This window comes from Polynucleobacter sp. JS-JIR-5-A7 (genome assembly GCF_018687935.1).
GTDB lineage: Bacteria > Pseudomonadota > Gammaproteobacteria > Burkholderiales > Burkholderiaceae > Polynucleobacter.
The window spans coordinates 979,392-1,002,557 of the sequence record NZ_CP061308.1 but is presented as its reverse complement, the minus strand read 5'-3'; the positions used below and the strand labels follow the sequence as shown (position 1 = coordinate 1,002,557).

Genomic DNA, 23,166 nt, shown 5'->3' with positions numbered 1-23,166 from the left:
ATGATTCATAGCATTCATTTAATGTGCTGCCACTTCTGTATTAGCAATAATGAAGCCAGGAATGCGAGAGCGCTTTTCAATATAGGTCATCACACGATTTACTGCGAATGCCGATAAAGCATAAAGCAAGGTTACGGCTAAATAGATTTCGACTCCATGCGAAGTTTCTTCTTGAGCCTGCATAGCGAATAGTGTGAGTTCAGGTACCGAAACTGCAAACGCTACTGAAGAGTTTTTGATGAGATTCATGCTCTCAGAAGTAAGAGGTGGAATCACTATGCGCAACGCCATTGGCAAAATAATGTAGCGATAGCTTTGAAAGGTAGTTAAACCCAAAGCAGTTGCTGCTGCTTTCTGACCGGAGGGAAGTGACTGAATACCTGCCCTTACCTGCTCTGCAATCCGTGCAGAAGTAAAGAAGCCTAAAGCAATGCTGACTAATAGATAAGATGGAAATGCTTTTAAAGGCTGAAAGAAGGCTGGTATCACGTGATACCAAAGAAATACTTGAACCAAAATCGGAATGTTTCTAAAGAGCTCTACCCATGCGGTAGAAAAGCGTATCAAGAAACGGTTCAATGTCGTTTCTGTGGGTAAGGTACGTAAGGTGCCCATGACAGCACCAAGTGACATAGCGATGATTAGACTAAGAGCGGCGACAGCCAGTGTCCAGCCCCAAGCCTTCATGAGCCAGTCTAAATAACTGGGATCAGCGTTTTGACCAATACCTAATAAAGCGGAGAAGCAGTGATCAACTACTTCTCCGTCTAAGGTACTTTTACAAAAGATTCCTAGATCCATAAATCCGATCGCGTAAACATTAAAGCATTCAGATTAATTAACTTGCGATCTCAATTATTTGTTGTAATCTTCTGCCGGTTTGTCGTTCAAGTTTGTCCAAGCATTCTTGGTTGCTGGGGACAGCTCAAGACCTACTACGATATTTTTCGGTGGAATTGGCGACAAGAACCACTTGTTCCATAAGCCAGGCATTTTGCCGTTTGCAACAATCTTTGCAATTGCTGCGTTTACAGCGGCCTTAAATTCTGGATCATCTTTACGAACCATGATGGCGATAGGCTCTGTACTCAATACTTCGCCAACGATCTTGTAATCTTTAGGATTCTTCGAGTTAGCAATGTTGCCGGCCAAAATTGAACCATCCATCACGAATGCATCAGCGCGGCCAGACTCAAGCAATAAGAAGCTATCCGCATGGTCTTTACCGAACACCTCATCAAAGTTCACGCCATTGGCTTTTTCATGCTTGCGGAGCAACTGAACAGAGGTTGTACCGGTAGTAGTAGCTACCTTCTTGTTAGCCAATTGAGAAATAGAAGTAATGCCAGAATTTGCTTTTACAGCAATCCTGACTTCTTCTATATATAAAGTGTTCGCAAAGCCCACATCCTTAGCGCGATTAGTATTATTAGTGGTTGAGCCACACTCAATATCAACAGTGCCGTTTTGCACTAAAGGCACACGGTTTTGGGAAGTCACTGGCTGATAATTAATGCGTAAAGTGCTCAAGCCAAGCTTATCTTTGATGTCACCCAAAATCATGCGGCACACTTCCACATGGTAACCATCAAAGCGGCTGTCGCCAGTCGTGTAGGACATTGGGATTGAGGATTCGCGCACACCCATGGTGACAGCGCCAGTAGATTTAATTTTGTCCATCGTCGCACTTGCAGCATGAGCGCTCATGGTGCTAATGAATAACCCAGCAATCAGACCCGCTTTAATTAAAGACTTGTTCTTCATCGTTTTCTCCAGTTTTTACTTATATTAGCGATCAGTGTTTATCAATAAATAGCTATATCTGTATTTATAGCAAATTTATGAGTGTCTTATGCTGAATCAGGCCTACTTTTGAGACTTTTTGTTACCTTGTGAAGCGAGCAGAGATAAAACTAAGGGTATTGGAGAATTTGGTCTGCCCAGCACGATTCGAACGTGCGACCTACGCCTTAGAAGCTTTAAAAATGATATAAATCAATAGCTTAGACAATGACATAAGCCTGGCAAGATCAGGTGTTCGATCGGCACCGAGATCTGTGGCTCGAAGTGGAATTCGCTGGTTAGAGTTTGGCATTGGCAGATGTGGAGTCGGTTTAACCGACACCACAGTGTCAAGGACGCGATGAACTGTTGTTGATTGCAAAGAAATTAATAACCGGAAAGTTAGTTAACTTCAAAAAAAGTAATATTGTCTAACTATGGGCTAATAAATAAATCCTTACCATTCTTAATCGTCTTCACAATCTGAATATCCCTAATTTCCATTGAATCCACTTTCAATGGATTGCGATCAAGAATCACCATATCCGCAAGTTTTCCAGAAGTAATAGTACCCTTTGATGCTTCTTCTTTGTACTGATATGCAGGCACAGAAGTAAAGCCACGTAGCGCTGTATAAGGATCAAGGCGTTGACCAGAGCCCAAAGTACTGCCTCCATAGGTTTTGCGATTAACCGCGGTCCAAATCGTAAACAATGCGCTTGGCCCTGATGACGGCGTGTCATTGTGAAGGCCAAATTGCATTCCTTTTGTCTTAGCCAAATTAAGTGGAACCATATTGTTAGCCCTCTCATCCCCCAGAATCTTTCTATATACATCGCCATACATCCAAATATGGTTAGGCATAAATTGAGGCAGAATTTTATGGGTTTTGTATTGGTCCAATTGATCATCACGAACAAAGAAGGAATGGGAGATCACTGATCTACGATCTTCAGTAACGCCCGTTTCTTTTATTGCTTTAGAAATTCCAGAAAGCGCCATATCAATACCAGCATCGCCATTGGAATAGCCGAAGTACTGGATATTTTTTTCATAAGCTAACTTTGCGTACTTATTAACCAAATCCTGGGAAGCAACAGCCATCCCGCGCCATTCTTTTGGTAATCCTGTGGTGTCGTTATAAGGCTTGGTGAAATAGGCCAAACGCAATTGTGGCGCGCCATCTGTAGAAACCAATATTCCAGCAACCTTAAAGCCGCCATCACCCTTGGTATAGACTCCAAAAGGATAATTTTTATTAGTTGCAAGTAATTGATCAACCACGTCATAGGTGGGCAGCGCAATCAGATCTAAGCTAATCACATTGCGATCCACTGCCTGGCGCATATTGCTAATATCTTGGATGGTAGTTTGATAACTTTGAGCAGTAGTAAAGCCATTTGAGGCATAAATCTGTTCGGCTTTGCGATAAGTTTCCATCATTAAATCTTGAGAATACTTGCCGAATACCTTTGCTGTTGCCTCGAAATTAGGACCACCAATCAATTCACCAGTAAGCTTGCCGGTTTTTGGATCAACTGGAAGCATGCCTTGTGTCACTTTGGTATTTTTGCTAAAGCCAAGCTTCTTTAGTCCCGCAGTATTCACAATCCCAGTCAAAGTAGAAATGTTATTTAAAAATACTGGTTGATTGGGAAACGCTTGATCTAATTGCGCAATCGTTAAAGGGCCATCGGTCAGAAAGGCATCCGCATACTCCGAACCAATGATCCAACCATTAAACGGTTGAGCTTCAGCCTTCAAGCGACCAATGAGCTCGTGCGTGGTATGTGGAGGTTTCTCTGAAAAATACCCGAGATTGACACTCAGAGTATTTTGAGCAATCAAGGTAAAGTGACCCCAGGCATCTATAAAGCCTGGCAATAAAGTGCGTCCTTTTAAATCCTGCATTACTGGATTAGCGCCGGCTCCATTTAAAGCATCTCGCAAATTACCGACATAAGCAATCTTCTTGCCCTTCACTACAACTGCTTCAACATACTGTGGCTTATCACCCTCCATCGTCAGGATGTCACCATTGAAATAAATCTCTGCATTATCAGCAAAGACTTGGGTGGCTAGCGAAAGAAGGACTATAGAGAAAATGATTTTGAGGATTTTCATAAATGGCTGAGGTATTAAGGATTTGAAGTTTTAATTAACCAATCAATCTGGTTTGATGCTCTGAAAAATAAACCACTCCAAGGAGGTTTATTTGTTAATTTATTTTAAGAGCTCTGCTGTCATATCGTTTTGTGGATAGGGTAATTTGTCCACTAACCAGCTTTTCGTTTTTCCAGATTTAAACATTTGGTTCAAATCAATCTCGATAAAGTTGGTACGACTTGCATAATTAGCAATCTTCATCTTATTATTTTTTAAATCCTTCAGATTAACCCACTGCGTGTAATCAGAAACTACCTGCTTGCCATCAGTGGATCTTGCAACCCCCATAGGGATATCCACGTTATCCAAAATATGCCCTACTAAGGCAATAGCATCAACGCTATTGCTAGGCTGATAGGCGAACTGTCTGAGATAAGTAGCCCTGACAAAACGCGATGGTGGCGTGTAATCCGCTGGCAAGCCAATCAAACCGCCGCCCTGACCTAACTCAGTCACATTGACCTTACCAACAGCCACAGAAGGAGTAGCAGTTGCTGTAAGCGATAAATAATTGCGCACGTTATTCAGATGCCAGTCATAGGTTGGGGCATTAGTTAAGACGCCTGCTAGATTATTGTGAATGACCATCTGGCCTTTTACAAACTCGATCACAATGCTATCGCCACTTCGATCAGTTAAAACAAAATGTAGCCAAGGTGGTGTTGGTAAACCCTTGACTTCACTTGGATCAAACCACACCTTATATTTAGGCAACTCATTACGTAGTTCTTTGACTGTGCCAAACATTCCCAAAATAAAACCGCCCAAATTGAGAATCGAAACGTAGTTCTTATCTTGTGAGCTGACTGTCTGGTACTCAGTAAAGCCTGGCAAAAAATTCCCACTAATAGCAAGACCAGCTTCATTCTGACCTTCTAGGTAGGCAGGCGGTCCTGGTAAGATGGCTGGTGAAATACCTGCAAATCCATATTTGCTCGACAAACTGCTTGCCGGTAATTTCATTGAACTAGGCGCAGTTAACGCGATAGCTGTACCTTTGGGATTGACGGTTAACTGCCACTTCATATCAAAAGCCCACTCCATTGTTCTACCCGCAACAACAGAGCCATCTTTTGCAGCGATATTTACAGCAGTACATGCTTCACTCAATAAAGGAGCAAATGCTAAGATTAGCGAGACTGATGTAGCAACAATTTTATGAGTGATGCTTTGTTTCATATGAATCCTTGTAAAAGTTTGGTATTGGCGTTTTCAAGTACTTTGATTTATTTCAAAATGACCAATGTTGCCGTGGCGCGAGCGCCCCATCCTGATGGGCCACCTGGGGTATTACTGATGTAATACATAGGGCCAGCAGCAAACTGCAAAGGTACGCCATCAAATACCATCAATTTCGATACGCCGGCATACAGGGGGTTGGATGTGCGATGCGTATCGTAGTTATATTGCGCCTCCATATTAACGGTATAAGTAAATGCGTCTTTGTTGGTGAAAGCGACAAACGGTTGGCCATATAAATTGTTTTGCGTGCCAAAGGTTGGATTGCCACCTACACTCCAAGACTGATAACCTAGCAATCCATACGTCCAGGGACCATGACGATTGAGAACTACACCCGTCACGCCAGCACCTGTTTGTTGTGAGCCAAACTTGCCGCTATTGCCCGAGGGAGATACGGCATAGGGACCTACCCCCCAGATCCAAGATGAATTGGTGTTGGGCGCATAAAACGATTCCACCGTAACGCTAGCAATGCCATAACCTGAAAAGCTTTGGCTATTCGCAGCCTGAACACTGACCTCTCTTACACCGGCAACAATCGGGCGAACAATGAAAGTATCTCCACCACCCAAATTAAATGGCATTACTGGTTGAAAGAGTAGAGTTTGTTCAGAGCCACCTTGGTTTTTACCAACGCCTCGACTAAATTCGTATTGCAGTGGCACCGAAATCATATTGGCAATCGGGTTAGCTAGTTTTTTTGCAATACCAACCTTATCCACATCACCATCAGGAACACCACTGCTTTGAGCATATACTTGACTGGACAATGCAGTCGCTGCGATAACGACAAGAATACGTTTGAATGTTTTCATAGGACCAATCGTTCAGAATCAAAATTTAAAAGTAATGGCAATTTGCGGGCCCTGCATCGTGGTCTTTTGCAAAACACCACCAGCCTTCATGTCGTAATACAGCGCGCGATAGGTCAATGACGCATCAATCAAGCTACCAAATGATTTACCAATGCCGGCCATCACCTGCCATGTCAAATTCGTAGTGCCACCACCACTGCCGATATCGGCATAGGCAGGTAGATACCAACTAGAGTCTGCGATACGGTAGCGACCCTTAGCACCGATGATAGGATCAACCGTCGAAGTTTTCTTTGAAATCGTTTCTTTTTCAGCAGTGCCAACTAAATTGCCGTTTAAGGTAGCCGTGATATCAATTGCCCGAGCACCTAGCAAGCCGTCAACATATATGTCCCGAGTATTAGCAAGCGTATAAGTCGCAGCACCAGTTAAAACCGTTTGCTGCAGCGTAATTTTGTCTGCTACAGTGGCAGCGCCGCCATATATGGGAATTGATCCTGAATTTTGTAAAGTTGCTGAAACAAGATCGCCCATAATGCCCCAATTCCCTTTGTGCGCTTCGGCAGACATCATGGCACCAGACTTAAGATTGCTTAATATATTGCTTGAAGAAAAATCAGCAGATTTTGCAAGGCTATTGTCAAAATTTATAGTGCCCTTAATTCCAGGCACCCATATATAGGGAGTAATTTCAAAGCGCCATTCTTGCGAGTCTTTTGGTAGTGGATTTGAAGTATTACTCTCTTGAGCAAACGCTGGTGAAGTGACGATTAAGATAGGCAAAACTACAATCAAAAAACTTTTAAAGAACATTCAAGCCCCCACTCATTTAAATATATGTATTAATTAGAATAATTATCCTTATAGACGAATAGATTTACGAGTCATATGGGGCGTAGTTACCCTAATGAATAAGCCGTAAGAATATGGGATTTAAGTACTTTCCAATTCAAAATGTGTCGGTTTTCCCGACACATTTACTGATCAACCTACGCTCTATTACGGCGTTCCAGAGGTTGGGCGAGCCGGGTCAAAATTTGGTCAACAGACCACAATAAAATCAGGTTTTGTGATTAAATCTCATCGGCTAGTCAAGCCTTTGGCCTGCCCAGCACGATTCGAACGTGCGACCTACGCCTTAGAAGGGCGTTGCTCTATCCAGCTGAGCTATGGGCAGAATATGCTGGGTCTGTATCTAGAACAATCAGGAAAGTGGTCGGAGTACAAGGATTCGAACCTTGGACCCCCTGCTCCCAAAGCAGGTGCGCTACCAGGCTGCGCTACACTCCGACGGAACCAACATTCTACACCGACAGGGCTATTACAGGCAAATCCTGTAAGATTCGGAGCATGGTTGCCTATTTTTCCAGCAAATTAACAAAGCAAGTTCACGCTGTTCTCGCAGTGGCTTTGCTTATGGCTTGCATGATGGGAACCCATTGGATTGGCTTTGCTCACAGTATTAGCCACGCAAGTATTCAGCAACAAAGTATTAGCCCATCATCCGCAGATGAATTTGCTCCCACATCGGTTCACAGTTCAGATATTTGCCATCTTCTTGATGCCTTAACTTTAGCTGGTTTCATACCAGAAGCATTCATCGGAGCGCTGCTACCTCAAACTACTAGCTTCGTTCTAGCCAGCCCCCTAGAATTTCACTTTGCGCAAGCTGCCCTATCGGCTTACCAATCGCGCGCTCCCCCTACTGACATCCTTTAAAACTCGTACCAACTAATAAGGTTGGATACCTCCCGTTTTAATCATCACCACTTTTTGGTGATTTTGGATGAAATATGAATTACAGGCATTACTCCACATTTCGATATGCATTATTACTAGCTACTTCGATTGCTAGCTTTTCGGCATGGCCGCAAGGTAATGCCGAACCATCATTGCAACTCAATGTCAGCGGCGTGCGTGATGATGGTCAAGGGTTTTTATCGCCTAACAAGGTGCTTTCAGGTGATGATTTACAAAACAAACTGAGTGGCACGCTTGGAGCAACTCTGGCAAATGAGCTAGGTGTTTCAGCAACGGGTTATGGTTCGGGTGCATCTAGACCGGTAATACGAGGACTTGAAGGTGCTCGAGTACAGATTTTGCAAAATGGTTTATCCGTTGGTGATGTATCAAGCATCTCCGCTGATCACGCAGTAGCTAATCCGATGCAAAACACGCATCAAATTGAAATCTTGCGGGGTGCATCTGCCCTTCTATATGGATCGGGTTCTAGTGGTGGTCTAGTGAATGTGGTGAATGATCGCATCGTCACCTCAATGCCAGATGCCCTGTCTGGAGCCATGAATACCAGCTATGAAACAGTCAACCAAGGTAAAACCGCAAATATTGAATTAGATGCGCCTGCTGGCCCATTAGCATTACATTTTGATTCGACAATTAGCAACTCAAATAATTACCGTATTCCGGGGTTTGCTGAACAAGGGGGTCCCAATGCCAATTGGTCAATCAATCCTGGGCAAACCGTGAACGTACCCTATAGTGGAAAGCTTCCATTCTCATTTAGCAATCAAAATAGTTTGGGATTAGGCGCATCCTATTTAAGATCAGACGGTTATACCGGTGTCTCCTTAGAACGTATGAATCATAACTACGGCATACCCACTGCTGAGGGTGGATTTATTCAGCAGTCACAAAATCGTTATGACTTTGCCCATCAAGCCAACGATCCCTTTGACGGTTTTTCATCGATCAAGATTAGTGCAGCTAACACCAATTATCAACATACTGAATTTACTAACAATGGTGTGGCATCAACGCAGTGGAATAACACTGCATCGGAAGCGCGTTTAGAGCTTACTCACAAAGAACTGCTAGGGTCGAAAGGAGTGATTGGCGCACAAGTAATCGGAGCTACTCTGAATGCGATGGATTTAAATACCAATAACTATGCCATCGTGCCGCAAACAAAATCGAACTCCACCGCACTATTTTGGGTTGAGGAAGGTCGTTACGGACCCCTGAAGAGCAGCCTAGGAGCGCGCTATAACTATGCTGCCCAAAATCCCAATTCAGCCACGCAATTTCCGAGTACGAGTTCACAAGGATTTACTCCAAATACCTATGGACCACCAACCATTCAAAACCGACAGTTCAATCTGATGTCTTACTCTGCTGGTGGCATGCTTGATGTAGCTCGCGGTTATGGTATGGGATTGGCCTATACCGTTTCACAGAGGGCACCAACACCACAAGAGCTTTACTCCTATGGTCCGCATGATTCCACTGCTACTTTTGACATCGGTAATTCCAATTTAGGTACAGAAACGTCACATAATCTTGAATTGAGTTTTCAGAAAACTTTAGGGCTCATGCGGAGCAAGGTGAGCGTCTATCGCAATCAATTTAGTAATTACATCTATGGTTTTTATACAGGCTCTTATAGCAGTACGAATGACAACTTCTCAGTGGTACAAGCTTCCCAAGCAAATGCCAATATCCGTGGTGCCGAAGGAGAGTTGACCTATAACTGGAATCAAACAGGTATTGGTGGGCGGCTATTTGGTGATGTTTCGCAAGGAAGCTTCAATGCTGGTGGCAATTTACCATTACAGCCAGCACCCAGACTCGGTAGTGAGCTCGCTTATCAACGTGATGGTTGGCTTACCAGTGCTACCTATATTTACAGCTATCAACAGAACAGGCTAGCAAGCTGGGAAATTGGTCCTACCCCGAATTATAAGCTCTTAAATGCCAATCTCTCCTACACAGAGCGAATTGGTAAAGTCAATTGGACTGGATATATGGCACTGAAGAATCTTCTCAATGAGGAAATTCGCTATGCAACATCACCTATGGCAGTAAGACTCTACGCGCCTCAACCAGGAAGAAGCTTAATGCTTGGAGTCAGAGCAGCGTTTTGAACTAACTTAAAAAAATCGCAGATAAATAAAACCCAGCATGCCTGATCCTAAGATCACAAAAACGGGATTGATCTTGGTTCTCAGAATCAAGTAAAGCGTAAACAACGCCAAGATCAGAGTCACTGGACTGACGATTGATGCCTTAGCAACGGCATACACGCCAGATGCCATCAATCCAATAGAGATAGGCTCTAAAGCACTCTGAATAGTGCGTCGCCAGGGATTATGAGCAAAATGACTCCATAGGCGACCTGCATAAAAACACAAAAAACTAGAAGGTAGAAAAAAGGCCAGCAGCACAATACCCGCACCCACTATTCCTGCGACTTTGAAACCAATAATAAGCACCATCAACATATTGGGGCCAGGCGCTACCTGCCCAATACTATAGATATGAACAAATTGTGCATGAGTAATATCAAATTGATGAGCCAAAAGAGTTTGCATCTCTGGCAAGACAGCAGTACCTCCTCCAACAGCCAGGATCGATAAAAGACTAAAGGTGAGTGCGAGTTGAACTAGCAAACTCATGACTGTAGTTTTGGTCTATAAAGATAGATAGAAATCGGCGCCATGATTAACAGAACTAAAGGCAAAGAGAGTTTTGCAATGCTCATGAGTCCGAAGGTACATGCAATGATGATGACGGATTTCAAATGCTTCCAGTGCTCATCGCCAATACGATATGTAATCGCAGCCAATAAACCGCATGCGCCAGCGGCAATGCCAGTTAAAAGCAGATTTGCGAGTGGATGATTATTGTTATTGGTATAAGCAATGCCAATGATTAAGACAAAAAGAGATCCCGGAAGAATTAATCCTAATGCAGCAATCACTGCACCCCAGATTCCCCGCAAATGATCGCCAGCGAGCACTGCTAAGTTCACTGAATTTAAACCAGGCATGGTTTGACTAATAACCAAGTAACCCATGAATTCATCAGCGCTGAGCCATTTTCGTTTTTCAATGAGAAGAATCCGCTCGTAAGCAATGATTCCACCACCAAAACTCACTGCACCAATAATCAAAAACTGTATAAATAAATCACTCAGAGTGACCTTGACTTTATCCCCACTAGGGTTTTCAAGGCTCATTCAGGCTTTCCATAGATCAAGGCAGTTTTAGTACTCCCTATTTCTAGCGAATCGGCAAGCTCAATTTGAAGTTGTTTGAAGAATTTATCTGCTCGCTTATGGGCTTTAGCTTGTGCTCGGTTTTCATCGTTGACTCGATATGAAAAAGCCAGCTCTCCAACAATAGGGTCTCCCGCACTTTTCATCCAAATAGCAATATCACAATGTGCCTGAACGCCATCACCAAAGACGAGATTACCCAATGGCAAGCAGGCCTCTAATATTTTATTGGTTGATCCGCCCACAATACGTAGCGGTGATTTTTTATCAATGGCGAGTTTAGCAAGACCAGGAAAGAATTTATTAGCGCTGCTGAGCGTTCTATCAAAAAGATCATCAATCGGAACAGCATCTAAGATAGCATTATTTGAATATATTTGACGTTGTGTACCAAGTCCATCCCCACGGAGAATTTCTTCTTTGAAGCGAATCCGCGATTTGATCTTTTTCTGCGGTGTCGGGTCAAAGTTTGAGGCATGATCCATCTTATGCGCACGACATTTCAGCGTGACCTCCGCGTAATCATCCACCCAAATATTTTGGCGTGATTCTCTGACACGTAAAATAATATTGTTCAGGCGAAAATCTTCGCCCGGTGTGTCATAAAAATAAATGTTACGCAAACCAGTATTGGCATTATCAAGATGAAAAAAATCAACCTTGTTTTTCTTGCAAAACTTGATCAGCTGTTCGCTAAGGGCGGTGATTTTGCTGCGACGATCTAAGCCTTTGGGCTTGATAAGCAACTTAAATTCTCTATTGGTAATCGACGGGTGGAGTTTTTTCACAATAACCTCTGTTTGCAAGAGATTATCACTATACCGCGAGGATTAATAGACTTGAGGGACGTACATCTCTGGTGGCACCGGTCCACGGAGGTAATCAGGGTTGTGAACGCGGGCCGGTAGCGTAATCACAGGGTGATCGATCTCTTTATAAGGGATCTGGTTTAGCAAATGCGTAATGCAATTTAAGCGGGCTTTTTTCTTATCATTGGCCGCTACTACCCACCAAGGGGCTTCCGGAATATGAGTACGCTCCAGCATCGTTTCCTTTGCTTTGGTGTATTGCTCCCATAAGCGACGAGCCTCTAAGTCCATTGGGCTGAGTTTCCATTGCTTCAATGGATCGTGAATACGCATCATGAAACGGTTGTACTGCTCATCATCAGAGATTGAGAACCAGTATTTAATCAAGATCACTCCAGAGCGAATCATCATGCGCTCTAAATCAGGAACAGTTCTCAAGAACTCTTCATACTCTGCGTCAGTACAAAAGCCCATCACTTTTTCAACGCCAGCACGGTTATACCAACTGCGATCGAACAACACTATTTCACCGCCAGCTGGCAGGTGAGAAATATATCTTTGGAAATACCACTGCGTCTTTTCACGTTCATTTGGCGCAGGCAAAGCCACCACTTTACAAACGCGCGGATTCAGGCGCTGGGTAATTCGCTTGATCGCCCCACCCTTACCGGCTGAGTCACGTCCTTCAAACAGCACAGCTACTTTTACATTATTCGCAACGACCCAATCTTGGAGCTTTACAAGTTCTCCCTGCAATCTGAAGAGCTCTTTAAAGTAAACATTGCGAGGGACTTGGGAACCAGCTTCACCATCAGGCGAGAGACGATCGTCATCAAGCTCCATTTCGAGCTCTTCATCCATGCTATCAAGAATCTCTTCTTGAGCACGTTGATACCACTCTGCCATCTCTGTATGCTTTGAAGTCATCTTATTTCCACTGAATATTGTGAAGTTTACGCCCTAACTTATGACATTATTGTTACAGACTACAAGGTATTTGACGAGCTTAGGTACTTGGCAATTTGCTCATGGCTATGCAGAGCCAGCCATTTTCGATCACTTGGCTGCTCAGGCGTTGCGGCAGGGGGTGGAAAAAAGGTGAGCTCCGCAATCAAATTCCGGTTTTTGAGAATCTTGCTCATTGACTCCAAAAGCCCCATATCTCCTACAAAAGCAGGCACATCTGAGCGTTGACTAGATGCCTTGGACAAATAGCGAATTGCTAGGGTGTAGACCGGCAAATCTGCCATCACAGCAGCCTCGAATAAGTTTGGCTTAAAAGGACGCACGGTTTCACCGATGGTGGATGTGCCCTCGGGAAAAATACAGACTGACTCGGATTTCAGTACGGCACTCATCTCCCCCACCACTACATGGGCATGTCTTGAGCTATCCCGTTTGATAAAAACCGTACCTAACTGTTTTGCCATCCATCCAAATATGGGCCACTTTTCTACCTCAGACTTAGCCACAAACCGAATGGGTTTGAAGGCGTTGATAGCATGAATATCTAGCCAGGAAATATGATTGGACGCGAGTAAATAGGAATTGCTCGGCAGAATACCTGGGTTCATCACCCGCAATTGAATGCCAAAAATCTTCAGCAGCTTTATTGACCACTGCTGAATATGAAAGTGTCTGGTTTTCAGATTAGCGAATGGAAACACCATGAAGAGGGTTGCTGCCCCAGAAAGAACATGAGCCCAAATGGCCATCCATAGACCAAAACGGGTAATAAAAGGGGTTTCTTTCTCAATGAATGCTGGAGGAATACTCATATTCGGCTTCAATATAAAGCAAATACCTTGCGTCATCAAACTGACTTAAAAATGTCATGATGCTTACATAGTGGCTTGGCTTAATACGGTTTCATGATGCATTACAGAGCCATCTGGATTTCAGACGTACACCTAGGAACATCAGGGTGTCAGGCAAACTACCTCCTCGATTTTTTAAAGCATAACGAAGCCGATAAGTTTTATCTCGTTGGTGACATCATTGATGGCTGGCGTTTAAAGAAGTCATTCTATTGGCCACAGGCTCATAACGACGTCGTACAAAAACTATTACGTAAGGCTCGTAAGGGAGCTGAAGTGATTTACGTACCCGGCAACCATGATGAAAGTGCCCGTCAATTTTTTGGACTCTCGTTCGGTGATGTGAAGGTTGTTGAGGAGGTAATTCACACTACCTTAGATGGCAAGAAGCTCTGGGTTACCCATGGCGATCTTTTTGATGGAGTGATGCAGTACGCCAAATGGCTTGCCTATGTTGGTGATACGCTCTACTCCTTCATTCTCTACATTAATCGTTACTTCAATATGCTGCGAGTCAAAATGGGCTTGCAGTATTGGTCACTCTCTCAATACTTAAAGCATCAAGTCAAGAATGCAGTGAGTTACATCGCTGACTTCGAACATATTATGGCTAGAGAAGCCCGTCTGCGCGGATGCGACGGAGTTGTCTGTGGCCACATCCATAAAGCAGAAATCCGTGAGATTGATGGTTTGCTCTACTGCAACGATGGCGACTGGGTCGAAAGTTTAACCGCCTTAGTTGAAACCCATACGGGTGAGCTAAAAATTGTTCACTGGCCCTATATCAAAGGTGAACCTGTTGAAACTCCTGAAATTACCTTCCAACCTGCTGTTGAATCACTTCTGAAAGAGGCTGTGCTATGAAAATTATGATCATCACTGACGCATGGGATCCACAGGTAAATGGCGTTGTTCGCACCCTCAAGCAAACCCGTGCTGAATTGACTGCGATGGGTCATGAGGTTGAAATGATTACGCCCAATGGATTTAAATCCATCCCTTGCCCGACTTATCCAGATATCGCGCTCTCCTTATTTCCAGGCAAAGAAGTAGCCCGTCGTATCAAAGAGTTTGCACCCGATGCCATGCATATTGCTACAGAAGGTCCTTTAGGTTTATCTGCCCGCTCATACGCTGTTAAGAACAATCTACCCTTCTCTACTGCCTATCACACCCGTTTCCCAGAGTATGTAAAAGCACGTACTGGTATTCCGCTGGCAATCACTTATGCCTTTATTCGCTGGTTCCATGGCCCTTCAATGGCAGTGATGGCGCCAACGATTGTTGTGAAAGATGACCTTGAGAAATATGGTCTGAATAATGTGGTTCTATGGTCACGCGGTGTTGATTTGGATATTTTCAAAATGCAAGAATCCAAGACTCTTAATACTGCACACCCCATATTTTTGTATGTTGGCCGAGTGGCGATTGAAAAGAACATCAATGCATTTTTAGAGATCGATTTACCAGGGTCTAAATGGGTAGTTGGCGATGGTCCAGCGATGGCGGGCATTAAAGAAAAATATCCTGAAGTGAACTATCTTGGTGTTCTGCAACAGCATGAGCTTGCCAAAGTCTATGCAGCAGCTGATGTATTCGTGTTTCCTAGTAAGACTGATACGTTTGGACTTGTTTTACTAGAAGCCATGGCTTGCGGTACTCCTGTGGCGGCTTATCCCGTTACCGGCCCCATTGATGTTCTCGGGAATTCCAAAGCGGGCGCCATGAATGAAGATTTACGTGTGGCCTGTATCGAAGCATTAAAAATTCCTCGTGAAGTTGCCCGTGCGCACGCTGAGAAATTTTCATGGAGAGCCGCTTCTGAAGAGTTTGCAAAACATCTCAAGCCGGTACCAACGACTGATGTGCATGTTACTGCCATTGCTTAATAAGGGCTTGTTTTGACCTCCCCCTATCACATAGATCAAAACCCCCACAAAGGGAATCGTGGACTTGCTAGAGCATGGCATGCAGCTAAGAATTCTTGGTGTGGCTTGGTTTATGCCTTTCAAGAAGAAAGTGCTTTTAGACAAGAATTAACGCTATTCGTTTTATTAACGCCAGTCGCCTTCCTTTTGCCAATTAGTTATTTGGAAAAGGCTTTACTAGTTGCCTCTTTGCTCATGGTATTGGTCGTTGAGTTGCTCAATTCCAGCGTTGAAGCGGCCATAGATCGCATCTCCTTTGAACATCACGACCTCTCTAAGCGCGCCAAGGATTTTGGCTCTGCTGCGGTCATGTTAGCCCTGTTTATTGCCGTTCTGATGTGGTCTGCCGTCTGTATTCCGATTGTCTTAAAACCGTAATAAATGCGCTCTACGATCATACAAACCATACACAAGGCTAACTATGTCTGATATACCAAACCCAATTGGCGCCTTTGAGATCTTTTCTCCTAGGAAGAAAAAGGATCCAAGCCAATCAAAGTTAAATCCCATTAAAAAGCTCTCTAAAAAGCTGGCCAAGAAGCTATTTGGGAAAAAATTTGCTACCAAAGCCCGCGCTGAATTAGCGGCAGCTGAAGCAGTTGCCGTTGTACCTCAGGCAGCAAAAGCAAAACGCCCTGCTTTTCAGATTCAATGGGCTAGTAGCGCAAGTGAGGTCAAAGAAGCACAACGTTTACGTTATAAAGTCTTCGCAGAAGAAATGGGCGCAAATCTCTCTCAAAACCCAGAGGGTTTAGATGTCGATGAGTTTGATGCTTATTGTGACCACCTATTAATTCGCGATCAAGACACACTTAAGGTGGTTGGCACCTATCGCGTTCTGCCACCACACAAGGCTAAGGAAATTGGTCGCTTGTATTCTGACTCTGAGTTTGACCTCACCCGTTTAGATCACTTGCGCCCTAAATTAGTCGAGCTTGGCAGATCGTGTGTTCACCAGGACTATCGCTCTGGTGCTGTCATCATGGCTCTCTGGAGTGGTTTAGCCCAGTACATGCTGAAAAATGGCTATGAAATCATGCTCGGTTGTGCAAGCATTCCGATGGCAGACGGTGGTCACTTTGCAGCCAGTCTCTATAACTCCCTTGGCAGCGAACAGATGGCGCCAACTGAATTTCATGCTTTCCCTCGCTTGCCATTGCCCTTAGATAAGCTCAATGGCGGTCTAGAAGTTGACGCTCCTCCATTGATTAAGGGTTACCTTAAATTGGGTGCCAAGATTTGTAGCGCTCCAGCATGGGATCCTGACTTCAATACTGCAGACTTACTGACCATGCTGCGTTTGTCAGATATCAATCCACGTTATGCAAAGCATTTCTTGGGGATGTAATTCTAAGAAAATATTTTCAGGTGAATTGGCCGCTTCCACGTGAAGCGGCTTTTTTTATTCTGCAGCAGTATTACTTCAGACTGACTTGGTAAGACCGACCTACTCTTTCCCATTCAGCCGCCTCTTTAATCAGACTAAATTCTGTTAGAGGGTGTTCAGCGGCCCACTCTTTAGAAAGACTCACTAGATAAGATCCATCGTGTTCAGAAACTTTAATACGCGGTAAATTGGTGTCATTACGACCACGGCACAGCACTTGAGCTAAGCGCAAGCAAAACAACATGCGCCAATCATAGAAGCTATGGTTGTTTGCAAGCTTTCCAAGCTTGCCAGTATGGCCAATCAATAAGGCCGCCAATCTAGCTTGATCATTCTTCGAAAAACCAGGCATATCGGCATTCGCTGCGATATAGGCTGAATGCTTGTGATAACCATTATGGGAAATTGAAAGGCCGATTTCATGCAAATTAGCCGCCCACTTCAACAAAGCCACATTATCTGCTCTATTCTCTGCCTCAGGCTTTGGTAGCTGCTGTAAAAAATCAACCGCCAGTTTGCCAACCCGATTAGCCTGCTCACGATCTGCCGCATAACGCTGCATGAACTGCTCAACTGTTACGTAGCGCATGTCATGATGTTGTGAGCGCCCCAGTAAATCGTATAAGACGCCACTTCGTAAAGCAGCATCAGTGACTTCCATCTCTTCAATGCCCAACTCATCAAACACCGCCAGCATGATGGCTAAGCCACCAGGCCAAACAGACCTTCTGTCATCCTTAAGACCTACCAACTCAACTTGATTGACATTCTCATATTTAAGCAAATGTTTCTTAAGGGCTTTTAAGCCTTCACGCGTAATCAGACCGCTGCTGGGATTCGCGCGACCCATGCTCAGGCCATCCCCGTGACCATTGAGATCATTTGCGGAAATCAGCTCCGCCAGAGCTCTCGCCGTACCTGAAGACCCAATTGCCTGTTTCCAGCCAGAATTGAGATAAGCCCCAGCAATGACTTGAATTTCCCGTCTCGCAGCTAACTCCGCCTCTTTAAATTCATGTGCATCGATATTTCCCTTGGGGAAAAAACGCATACTATGAGAAACGCAGCCTATGTAGAGACTTTCCAAGAGCTTGGGTTCATAGCCTTTGCCGATGATAAATTCTGTCGAGCCACCGCCGATATCAACCACCAAACGATTGCCTTGCACGGCTTGGACTTCATGGGCGGCACCAATATAGATTAAACGCGCCTCTTCAACCCCTGCAATCACTTCGATTGGAAAGCCTAAAGCTATTTGAGCGTCATCTACAAATTGCTGTGCATTTTTTGCAACCCGTAGGGTATTTGTCGCAACCGCGCGCACGTTGGCAGGATCAAAGCCTCTAATACGCTCGCCAAAGCGGCGAATAGCGGTTAAGCCTCTTTGGTAAGCATCATTACCAAGTAATTTATTCTCTGTAAGCCCGGCAGCAAGACGCACCGACTCACGCAAGGTATCTATAGGTCTTAGTTGAGTGCCAGAGGGTGTATTGACTGCCTGTGCAATGAGCATCCGGAAACTATTAGATCCCAAATCCACCGCAGCAATAAGGTCTGCAGGATTAGATAAAGGATCTACGGGATGACTTGCCAAAATATTCCCCAAAAATGGAATGCTGTATCAAATATGTCTATTTTATGTAAAAACCGTGACACATTGATGAAAATGACAGCAGCCCTAATGGGCTGGGCTTGGCAGGACTCGTTTAGGCAGCCAAGTTTTGCTCAGAGCTTGAGCAATCGCGATTAGCAAAACTACACAAAATGCAGCAATCACCTGACTTGGGCTTCAGAATCGTGCTGCAAGAATGGCAACGATAGAGGTGGTAAGAGCTACCCACTTCAATGCTGATGACCTCAGAGGCTTGGCAATGAGGACAGGTAAGGATTGATTCTAGAAGTTCAGATTTAATATTCACAGCGCAATACTGAACCAGGAATGTTTCAGTATTGTGTCATTGACTGATTGCAGTTTCAGTCAATGACAGCTAATTAATATGAGTAACAAACCTCATAAGCAGGGAATTTATTTTGAGCCAAGACCCAAAGACTGAACCATAACTTTAAATACCTCTGTGTTATCCATAAAGCCTTTGAATTTCTCAGAACCTGGGCCCATTGCATTGAGCAAGGCATCGTCTGCAGTATGCACACCAACATCCTGATGAGATGGTAAATTGCCACCCACATGGATGGCATCTTCTTGTAGCTGAATATATTTCGGATTAGCTACAAATTTTCCAGAATCATTCTTGACCGCTGGGACAAAAGTCCCATCTAGCTTCGGATGCATGGTTTCATAATGATCTGGGTAATTGCCGTAGAAGAATGCCAGACGTTTAGTCACATCAATTTGATTGGGATAACCCTGCACATCTGCCTTAGGATAATTAGGGAATCCTGCCGATGCATAGGTGCCCACCTTCTCGCGCAGTGGGCCCGGTATATCGTCATGAACTACGCCACTGATCGAACCACTATGGGTATGATCAGGCGTCACAATAATCAGTGTGTCCGGATTCTTTTTGGCAAAATCTTTAGCGATTTGCACAGCATTACTCAGCATGATGGTGTCAAAAGCCGCTCTCTCCCAATCTAATGGGTGGTTGAACTTGTCAATTAACGCAGCCTCTACCATCAAAAAGAATCCATTTGGATTTCTAGATAAGACCTCTATCGCCGACTGAGTCATCTCTGTGAGATCAGGTTGATTCGGGTATTGGGCAACAGTATTCTTTTTGAGAAAAAGGCGATCTAAAGAGCCGTCCATATTGTCTGGATGAAACACGCCAAATAATTTTTTCGTGTTTTTATTATCCGCAGCAGACATTAACTCTTGTTTAGTAAATGCCAGTTGATAGCCATCGGTTTTAAATGCTTCAATGAGATTTTTTTCATCCTTACGCTTAGATGCTTTTGCCGATTGAGGATAAAAGTAAGCAGCACCACCGCCCAAAATAACCTCGGCGCCACTGGCTAATAATTGATCAGCAATATATTGCTTATCAGCGCGACGTCTTGTATGGGCCACCATAGCTCCTGGCGTGGCATCTTGTAATTCAGCATCAGACACAATGCCTACTGACATCTTGGTCTTGCGCTTGAGCAACTCAGTGATCGTCTCTACCTTAGGGTGAGATAAATTATCACTGGCACGAGAAACATAAACGCCCATGGCATTAACAGCAGTCTTGTGCCCTGTTGTGTAAGCACTCATGGAATTGGCAGAATCGGTAATCAAAGAATCAGAGCCCGAAGTTCCAATCATCGCCGTACTAGGCATGTCATCGAATGCCAGCCTACCTTGATATTTACCCTCTGTGATGCCTTTGGATAAAACACGGGCAGCAGTTCGGTTGGCAATGGTCATGCCATCACCCACGAACAAAATGACATTTTTTACTTTACGTGGACCGCTTGCATAAACATCCCAAGTCACTTGTAACTTTTCTTGTGGTGTACGAGCTACTAACTCATATTTTCCTGCCTTAGGCAGTTGCACATCCCGATAGATCACTGAGCTACCCTTACCGTTTTCGTCAGAGATAAATTCTGATTTGCTAGTGATCAGTTGATTGACAGGTGCTCCGTTAATAGTGAGGGAGAGATTGCTGGGATCAATTACTTGATTGAACTCTACTTTGATATCGAATTTAGAGCTGGCCAAAATACTAGCTTGATCAATTGGATAGATTGCAGCCGCCTCAATGAATCCCGCAAAGGAAGTAAACAAAATCGGGAGTACGGCTTTAATGAGATAGGATATTTTCATAGAATGAAGCAAGAAAAAAGTTTGGGGAAACTACAATATCCACCCAGAAAATGACAGTCTGATGACTAAACGGTAATATGTCTCAAAGGGCGATTTTTTTCTTTGCCGTCTGTAATTTTCCAGATTTAACCGCCTTACAGAATTGCTCATAGTCCTTCATATTTTGCTTTGAATAAGACTTTGCAAAAGAATACAGCGCTTCATTGAGCTCTGCTGATTGACCGCAGTATCCCGCAATCATGGCAGCATCACCCGAACGTGCATGACCTAAGGCTAAGGCCCAACCGAATAACTTTGCATAATCAGGAAAGTTTTTTAAAGTCACTCCACCAGTACCAACTCCAATACCGCCTTTCATATCACGCAATTGACGCAAATAGAAACCCTGACTCCTATGGATATCGTATTGAACGGCGCCATAATTTAAGAAGATATCGGGGGCACCCTGAAGCAATCTCTGGCCAGCTACAACACGGTGACCCATATCGCGATAAATAGATTCACCAAGATAGGGCGTTAAGACCGATTTTTGCGCTTCCTTGTATTGCAGAAATAAGGGATCGTTTTCGCTATCACCCTCGAAATATAAGACCATGCAATTGGTTCCAACGCTACCAACACCGACTACTTTTCTGGCGAAATCTTTGAGTGAGTAACGCTGAAACAAGATTTGTCGATCTACCAATAATGTGCTGGAGTAATTCAACAAGGCTTTATCAATCATGGATTCTAAGGAGACGCCATAGGCATCTTTCTTAAAATGTTCAATTAATGGAGGTCTATTGATAATGCGTCGATTCTTGCCCACCAGTGTTGTCAAACTTTGCAGCACCTGAATATTACCCTGCCCCTTGGTCTCCTTCAGGTAGGCATCTAATTTTTTCTGATGCTCCTTACTAAAGTGCTTGCGAATATCTTTCTCACCAATAAATTCTTGCGCCAAATCCAAATAAGGCATTTTGGCGTATTGCTCAATCCGCTTTTGATACTCTGATGCAATGTGGTAAACCAACTTTTTACCCAAGGCCTTATCGCCACCCAAACTCTCTGATGCGATCAGAGCACTAGAAACTAAACGTTTGATATCCCACTCCCAGCTGCCAGGTAGCGTTTCATCAAAATCATTGATACCAAATACCAATCGATGTTCCGCTGTTCCAAATAAACCAAAGTTGGAAACATGCATATCTCCACAGAGCTGGACAATGATATTAGTTGTGGGTTGATTGGCTAAATCTTGTGCCATGATGGCAGCGCCACCACGGTAAAAAGCGAAGGGAGACTGCAGCATCCGTTCATAGCGAATCGGAATTAAAGATTGAATGCGTTGCTTGGCCTGCTCTTCCAAGATCGTGACAGGATCAATGCGGCTTTTTGGCGCTGTATATACCCCTTGCTCGGCAATGCTCACCTGCTTGCGTAAGGCCTTGCCATCGGCCATTCGCTTTTTGATACTTGGGCGAGGATTTTTAAAGGACTCTACTGACCTCAGAACGGCAAATAGGGGTTTCTTCTCAGAAGACATGGGCTACCTAGGCAATGAACTTACCTGCACATCTTAATGCTTATACAAATAAGGAGGGTTGATTAAGAATTGAGGTAAATCAGCTTTTTCTGAATACTTTCTTACTGGGATACACTGATTTGGTATTAACTAATTAAGGAATTCAGATCATGGATTGGAGCCTTTACAGCACTATTGCTTTGAGACTAGCTTTAGCTTTATTAGTTGGCGCAATACTCGGCCTTAACCGTTGGCTTCATCACAAATCTGCTGGCATTCGGACTCATTCCTTAGTAGCTATTGGCTCTGCAACAGCGGTTATGCTGATTAGTGACTTTGTCCAAGATGATGCACAGGCTGTCAGTCGCGTACTCCAAGGACTGATCACTGGTCTAGGATTTTTAGGTGCTGGAGTTATCATTCGTGAGCAACGCTCCCAAAAAGTCCATGGCCTGACTACGGCAGCCAGTCTTTGGGCATGCGCTCTGATTGGCGCGTCTTTTGGGGCTGGGCAATTTGCTCTAGGAGGATTGTCTTTGGGGGCAATTTTACTAACTCTGATCATTGGTGGCCCTCTTGAAAGGCTGATGGCAGAGTTTACTGGGGTAAAAAGAGAGTCTGAAGTTTCTGACGATCCGGACTAAAAAACCCATTAAAACAGTCAAAAGAGAGGTTTTGTCATATTAGTTTGGTAGGATCAATTATCCAAACAAAGACAAGTTAATGCCATGAGCGATTATCGATACGAAGATGCCGTGAAACAACTGCAAGAAACCGGTGCTATTGGGCTGGTTGACTTAAAAAGCCTTCCACATGAGGATTTAGTTGAGTTGTTCGAGGAAATCAAGGTGTGGTGCCTATACGCAAGCGGTAAGGCAGATAAATTACCTAAAGAATCAAAGAAAAAGAAAAAGAAAAAGAAAGATTAGT

The 23,166-nt window shown here is 44.0% G+C and carries 23 protein-coding genes and 2 tRNA genes; 8 read left to right on the top strand and 17 right to left on the bottom strand.

The window, feature by feature from the left end:
• Positions 1 to 18: 18 nt before the first annotated feature.
• The 8 genes from AOC29_RS05155 to AOC29_RS05120 form a co-directional block, all read right to left on the bottom strand.
• Positions 19 to 801, bottom strand: coding sequence for an amino acid ABC transporter permease (locus AOC29_RS05155; protein ID WP_215297087.1), 783 nt, complete (start codon positions 799 to 801; stop codon positions 19 to 21).
• Between the two features lie 54 nt (positions 802 to 855).
• Positions 856 to 1,764, bottom strand: a complete 909-nt coding sequence (locus tag AOC29_RS05150; RefSeq protein ID WP_215297085.1) for an amino acid ABC transporter substrate-binding protein — start codon at positions 1,762 to 1,764, stop codon at positions 856 to 858.
• Positions 1,765 to 2,217: 453 nt separating this feature from the next.
• The gene (locus AOC29_RS05145) at positions 2,218 to 3,906 is read right to left on the bottom strand and encodes an amidohydrolase (protein ID WP_215297083.1); all 1,689 of its coding nucleotides are present in this window, start codon (positions 3,904 to 3,906) and stop codon (positions 2,218 to 2,220) included.
• Between the two features lie 99 nt (positions 3,907 to 4,005).
• Positions 4,006 to 5,127: a choloylglycine hydrolase family protein gene (locus AOC29_RS05140; protein ID WP_215297074.1), complete on the bottom strand. Its 1,122-nt coding sequence runs from the start codon at positions 5,125 to 5,127 to the stop codon at positions 4,006 to 4,008.
• Positions 5,128 to 5,174: 47 nt separating this feature from the next.
• The gene (locus AOC29_RS05135) at positions 5,175 to 6,005 is read right to left on the bottom strand and encodes a hypothetical protein (RefSeq protein WP_215297071.1); all 831 of its coding nucleotides are present in this window, start codon (positions 6,003 to 6,005) and stop codon (positions 5,175 to 5,177) included.
• An 18-nt stretch (positions 6,006 to 6,023) separates the two neighbouring features.
• Positions 6,024 to 6,818, bottom strand: coding sequence for a hypothetical protein (locus AOC29_RS05130; RefSeq protein ID WP_215297070.1), 795 nt, complete (start codon positions 6,816 to 6,818; stop codon positions 6,024 to 6,026).
• A gap of 287 nt (positions 6,819 to 7,105) precedes the next feature.
• Positions 7,106 to 7,182, bottom strand: a tRNA-Arg gene (locus AOC29_RS05125).
• Positions 7,183 to 7,218: 36 nt separating this feature from the next.
• Positions 7,219 to 7,295: transfer RNA gene (locus AOC29_RS05120), tRNA-Pro, on the bottom strand.
• A 60-nt stretch (positions 7,296 to 7,355) separates the two neighbouring features.
• Between AOC29_RS05120 and AOC29_RS05115 the strand changes: the two genes are divergently transcribed.
• Together AOC29_RS05115 and AOC29_RS05110 are read left to right on the top strand one after the other, a co-directional pair.
• Complete coding sequence (locus AOC29_RS05115; protein ID WP_215297068.1) at positions 7,356 to 7,724, top strand: hypothetical protein; 369 nt, start codon at positions 7,356 to 7,358, stop codon at positions 7,722 to 7,724.
• 74 nt (positions 7,725 to 7,798) lie between these two features.
• Positions 7,799 to 9,886 carry a TonB-dependent receptor gene (locus tag AOC29_RS05110; RefSeq protein WP_215297066.1) on the top strand — a complete coding sequence of 696 codons (2,088 nt, stop codon included), beginning with the start codon at positions 7,799 to 7,801 and terminating at the stop codon, positions 9,884 to 9,886.
• 6 nt (positions 9,887 to 9,892) lie between these two features.
• On the opposite strand, the gene AOC29_RS05105 is transcribed toward AOC29_RS05110, so the two are convergent.
• From AOC29_RS05105 to AOC29_RS05085, 5 genes are read right to left on the bottom strand one after another with little or no spacing between them, the layout of a single operon-like run.
• The gene (locus tag AOC29_RS05105) at positions 9,893 to 10,417 is read right to left on the bottom strand and encodes a chromate transporter (protein ID WP_215297064.1); all 525 of its coding nucleotides are present in this window, start codon (positions 10,415 to 10,417) and stop codon (positions 9,893 to 9,895) included.
• Positions 10,414 to 10,980 (bottom strand): chromate transporter, encoded by a 567-nt coding sequence (locus AOC29_RS05100; RefSeq protein WP_215297062.1) that lies wholly within the window; start codon positions 10,978 to 10,980, stop codon positions 10,414 to 10,416. Before AOC29_RS05100 ends, AOC29_RS05105 begins: the two co-directional genes overlap by 4 nt.
• Positions 10,977 to 11,825, bottom strand: a complete 849-nt coding sequence (locus AOC29_RS05095; protein ID WP_215297060.1) for a hypothetical protein — start codon at positions 11,823 to 11,825, stop codon at positions 10,977 to 10,979. The genes AOC29_RS05100 and AOC29_RS05095 overlap by 4 nt, the downstream gene beginning before the upstream one ends.
• 24 nt (positions 11,826 to 11,849) lie before the next feature.
• Entirely contained in the window at positions 11,850 to 12,755 is a 906-nt protein-coding gene (ppk2, locus tag AOC29_RS05090) for a polyphosphate kinase 2 (RefSeq protein ID WP_215297058.1), read from the bottom strand.
• A 59-nt stretch (positions 12,756 to 12,814) separates the two neighbouring features.
• Positions 12,815 to 13,606: a 1-acyl-sn-glycerol-3-phosphate acyltransferase gene (locus AOC29_RS05085; RefSeq protein WP_215297057.1), complete on the bottom strand. Its 792-nt coding sequence runs from the start codon at positions 13,604 to 13,606 to the stop codon at positions 12,815 to 12,817.
• 93 nt (positions 13,607 to 13,699) lie between these two features.
• Between AOC29_RS05085 and AOC29_RS05080 the strand changes: the two genes are divergently transcribed.
• Genes AOC29_RS05080 through AOC29_RS05065 form a run of 4 tightly spaced genes read left to right on the top strand, consistent with a single transcriptional unit; the run spans position 13,700 to position 16,921 of the window.
• Positions 13,700 to 14,509 (top strand): UDP-2,3-diacylglucosamine diphosphatase, encoded by an 810-nt coding sequence (locus AOC29_RS05080; protein WP_371819540.1) that lies wholly within the window; start codon positions 13,700 to 13,702, stop codon positions 14,507 to 14,509.
• Complete coding sequence (locus AOC29_RS05075; RefSeq protein WP_215297055.1) at positions 14,506 to 15,534, top strand: glycosyltransferase family 1 protein; 1,029 nt, start codon at positions 14,506 to 14,508, stop codon at positions 15,532 to 15,534. The genes AOC29_RS05080 and AOC29_RS05075 overlap by 4 nt, the downstream gene beginning before the upstream one ends.
• A gap of 12 nt (positions 15,535 to 15,546) precedes the next feature.
• Positions 15,547 to 15,951: a diacylglycerol kinase gene (locus tag AOC29_RS05070; RefSeq protein WP_215297053.1), complete on the top strand. Its 405-nt coding sequence runs from the start codon at positions 15,547 to 15,549 to the stop codon at positions 15,949 to 15,951.
• 43 nt (positions 15,952 to 15,994) lie between these two features.
• Positions 15,995 to 16,921 (top strand): GNAT family N-acetyltransferase, encoded by a 927-nt coding sequence (locus AOC29_RS05065; protein ID WP_371819539.1) that lies wholly within the window; start codon positions 15,995 to 15,997, stop codon positions 16,919 to 16,921.
• Positions 16,922 to 16,991: 70 nt separating this feature from the next.
• On the opposite strand, the gene ppx is transcribed toward AOC29_RS05065, so the two are convergent.
• From ppx to AOC29_RS05045, 4 genes are all read right to left on the bottom strand, one after another.
• The gene (ppx, locus tag AOC29_RS05060; protein WP_215297051.1) at positions 16,992 to 18,554 is read right to left on the bottom strand and encodes an exopolyphosphatase; all 1,563 of its coding nucleotides are present in this window, start codon (positions 18,552 to 18,554) and stop codon (positions 16,992 to 16,994) included.
• A gap of 112 nt (positions 18,555 to 18,666) precedes the next feature.
• The gene (locus AOC29_RS05055) at positions 18,667 to 18,879 is read right to left on the bottom strand and encodes a GDCCVxC domain-containing (seleno)protein (protein ID WP_215297049.1); all 213 of its coding nucleotides are present in this window, start codon (positions 18,877 to 18,879) and stop codon (positions 18,667 to 18,669) included.
• A 107-nt stretch (positions 18,880 to 18,986) separates the two neighbouring features.
• The gene (locus AOC29_RS05050) at positions 18,987 to 20,732 is read right to left on the bottom strand and encodes an alkaline phosphatase (RefSeq protein ID WP_215297047.1); all 1,746 of its coding nucleotides are present in this window, start codon (positions 20,730 to 20,732) and stop codon (positions 18,987 to 18,989) included.
• Between the two features lie 82 nt (positions 20,733 to 20,814).
• The gene (locus tag AOC29_RS05045; RefSeq protein ID WP_215297046.1) at positions 20,815 to 22,257 is read right to left on the bottom strand and encodes a DUF2252 domain-containing protein; all 1,443 of its coding nucleotides are present in this window, start codon (positions 22,255 to 22,257) and stop codon (positions 20,815 to 20,817) included.
• Positions 22,258 to 22,406: 149 nt separating this feature from the next.
• Here AOC29_RS05045 and AOC29_RS05040 point away from each other — a divergent pair, with 149 nt between their 5' ends.
• Both AOC29_RS05040 and AOC29_RS05035 read left to right on the top strand, forming a co-directional pair.
• A complete protein-coding gene (locus AOC29_RS05040; RefSeq protein ID WP_251370072.1) occupies positions 22,407 to 22,880 on the top strand; it encodes an MgtC/SapB family protein in 474 nt (157 codons plus the stop codon).
• Positions 22,881 to 22,964: 84 nt separating this feature from the next.
• Positions 22,965 to 23,165 carry a hypothetical protein gene (locus AOC29_RS05035; protein WP_215297043.1) on the top strand — a complete coding sequence of 67 codons (201 nt, stop codon included), beginning with the start codon at positions 22,965 to 22,967 and terminating at the stop codon, positions 23,163 to 23,165.
• Position 23,166: the final 1 nt, after the last annotated feature.

Bases quoted from the DNA above. Each gene is read 5' to 3' on its own strand.
- AOC29_RS05155 (WP_215297087.1), bottom strand. From the start codon at position 801: ATGGATCTAGGAATCTTTTGTAAAAGTACCTTAGACGGAGAAGTAGTT.
- AOC29_RS05150 (WP_215297085.1), bottom strand. From the start codon at position 1,764: ATGAAGAACAAGTCTTTAATTAAAGCGGGTCTGATTGCTGGGTTATTC.
- AOC29_RS05145 (WP_215297083.1), bottom strand. From the start codon at position 3,906: ATGAAAATCCTCAAAATCATTTTCTCTATAGTCCTTCTTTCGCTAGCC.
- AOC29_RS05140 (WP_215297074.1), bottom strand. From the start codon at position 5,127: ATGAAACAAAGCATCACTCATAAAATTGTTGCTACATCAGTCTCGCTA.
- AOC29_RS05135 (WP_215297071.1), bottom strand. From the start codon at position 6,005: ATGAAAACATTCAAACGTATTCTTGTCGTTATCGCAGCGACTGCATTG.
- AOC29_RS05130 (WP_215297070.1), bottom strand. From the start codon at position 6,818: ATGTTCTTTAAAAGTTTTTTGATTGTAGTTTTGCCTATCTTAATCGTC.
- AOC29_RS05115 (WP_215297068.1), top strand. From the start codon at position 7,356: ATGGTTGCCTATTTTTCCAGCAAATTAACAAAGCAAGTTCACGCTGTT.
- AOC29_RS05110 (WP_215297066.1), top strand. From the start codon at position 7,799: ATGAATTACAGGCATTACTCCACATTTCGATATGCATTATTACTAGCT.
- AOC29_RS05105 (WP_215297064.1), bottom strand. From the start codon at position 10,417: ATGAGTTTGCTAGTTCAACTCGCACTCACCTTTAGTCTTTTATCGATC.
- AOC29_RS05100 (WP_215297062.1), bottom strand. From the start codon at position 10,980: ATGAGCCTTGAAAACCCTAGTGGGGATAAAGTCAAGGTCACTCTGAGT.
- ppk2 (WP_215297058.1), bottom strand. From the start codon at position 12,755: ATGACTTCAAAGCATACAGAGATGGCAGAGTGGTATCAACGTGCTCAA.
- AOC29_RS05085 (WP_215297057.1), bottom strand. From the start codon at position 13,606: ATGAGTATTCCTCCAGCATTCATTGAGAAAGAAACCCCTTTTATTACC.
- AOC29_RS05080 (WP_371819540.1), top strand. From the start codon at position 13,700: ATGATGCATTACAGAGCCATCTGGATTTCAGACGTACACCTAGGAACA.
- AOC29_RS05075 (WP_215297055.1), top strand. From the start codon at position 14,506: ATGAAAATTATGATCATCACTGACGCATGGGATCCACAGGTAAATGGC.
- AOC29_RS05065 (WP_371819539.1), top strand. From the start codon at position 15,995: ATGTCTGATATACCAAACCCAATTGGCGCCTTTGAGATCTTTTCTCCT.
- AOC29_RS05050 (WP_215297047.1), bottom strand. From the start codon at position 20,732: ATGAAAATATCCTATCTCATTAAAGCCGTACTCCCGATTTTGTTTACT.
- AOC29_RS05045 (WP_215297046.1), bottom strand. From the start codon at position 22,257: ATGTCTTCTGAGAAGAAACCCCTATTTGCCGTTCTGAGGTCAGTAGAG.
- AOC29_RS05040 (WP_251370072.1), top strand. From the start codon at position 22,407: ATGGATTGGAGCCTTTACAGCACTATTGCTTTGAGACTAGCTTTAGCT.
- AOC29_RS05035 (WP_215297043.1), top strand. From the start codon at position 22,965: ATGAGCGATTATCGATACGAAGATGCCGTGAAACAACTGCAAGAAACC.